The 1716-nt window shown below is 51.3% G+C and carries 1 protein-coding gene; it reads left to right on the top strand.

The annotated features are described in order from the left end of the window. Positions 1–147 precede the first annotated feature (147 nt). On the top strand, positions 148–1716 hold a 1569-nt coding region (locus tag CW742_RS11990; protein WP_292420685.1), incomplete at its 3' end, for a hypothetical protein.

Raw genomic sequence — 1716 nt, 5'->3', positions numbered from 1 at the left:
GGGTTCGATCATGATTCCGGTCATGTTGTGGTCGTTTGGGATTACGTGGGCCTGATGCTGGTGCATTGCAGGAGCCGGGGGCCAGCGAGCCGGAGTTTTATGATTCAGGGACTGCAACGCGTCCCGTAATTAAAAGCAGATACAATCATGAACGATCCGAGAGAGAAGAATAGAGAGAATACTCTCATGGCGACTGACCGGAATCCACTGCTGCTCCTGCCCTATATCGCGTTCTTTCTCCCCCAGTATATCGAAGTGTCTGGTCCCGGGCAGGCATTTTGTCTCCAGTGGGCTATGTTCCGGTGTCAGGTGATGGCGGGCAGTGATACCCTCCTCATCCCGCTTTCAGCAGAAATCATCGGCATCCTGACCGGCAATTTCCCCGGTGAACTGGTTTCAGGGGTTATCGTATGGCTCGTTGCTACCCTTTGTCTGGTGGGGGCATTCATTCTGACGCTCCGCGGTCTCTGGACAATGGACCAGAAGTTTTTTGCATGGACGCCAGGGCTCCTTCTTATTTCGGGAGTTCTCTTCCTTATTTCAGGCCTTGTCAGATATGCTGTTGCCACAGACCCGTCCGGAACAATCTTTGTTCCTGCCGGGATCCTGTTCATCCTTTTTGCCGGCTGGTGGGCATACCGGAATTCTCCAGGGGTTTTGCCTTCACAGGTGACAGAGGCCCCGAGAAGTCCCGCCTCACCCGTTCTCTTCGTCGGCGTTCCTCTCAAAGGGATCGGGTGGCAGACACTGAAAAAGGATCTCGTCATCCTTGCGTTTACCGGTCTTGTGGTCAAGCTGCTGGTCATCTCGGCAGCCCTTCCTGCACTTGGACAGATCCTCACCGGGGATATGACGCTGTATTACTGGTATGCAGACTCGATATTCCAGGGAAGATTTCCCTATATCAGCTATTATGCAGAATACCCGCAGTTGTTCTTTATCCCGCTTATCATAGCATATCTCCCCCTTCTGACCGGCCCGGATTTTACGGGGTTCCTGTTCACCTTTGGAATTATGAACCTGCTATTCGATTTGGGAACTCTTGCCTGTGTCTATATTCTTGCAGCACGGTTTTTCGGGCAGGACCATGCATTCCGTGCCGGTCTCCTGTATGCAACAGCCATTTCCACGGCATTTTTCATCCCGATCCTGTTCGATATCATCCCGACATTCTTTCTGGTATTATCGCTCTGCTGCTTCATCCACGGGAAGGAAATGGCATCGTACCTTTCCGCAACAGCAGGCGTTCTGCTGAAATGGTTCCCGTTTGCCTGCGTCCCTGTTTTCTTTCTGTCCAATCTGAAGAATGGGCGGGATATGAAGGATTTCCGGAATGGAGTTGTAGTATCCATTCTGGCGGCAGCGGCATGTATGCTCCCGTTCGTTCTGCTCAATACAGGGAAGTTCATTGAAACATACCGCTTCCATATCGTAAGACAACCGGAAGCCCACAGTTTTGTCTATTATATAGATACGATCTTCTCCTCGCTTCTCCACCTTCAGGTCTATAGCAACCTCTTCCCCATCATCATGGTTCTTGGAGAGTGCATCCTCCTGTACTGGTATTTCCGGCACCTTGATGGATCTGATGTGACCCTGACCTATGTCCTGTTCCTGAGTGTGCTGATATTTTTCCTCTGCAACAAGGTGATGGGCACCTATTACCTTGTGTGGCTGACGCCGTTCCTGGCTATTCTTCTTCTGGGATCCCAACGC

Origin of the sequence: Methanoregula sp., assembly GCF_002835825.1 — an archaeon.
Classification (GTDB): Archaea; Halobacteriota; Methanomicrobia; order Methanomicrobiales; family Methanospirillaceae; genus Methanoregula.
This window is presented reverse-complemented; position numbering and strand designations above follow the sequence as displayed.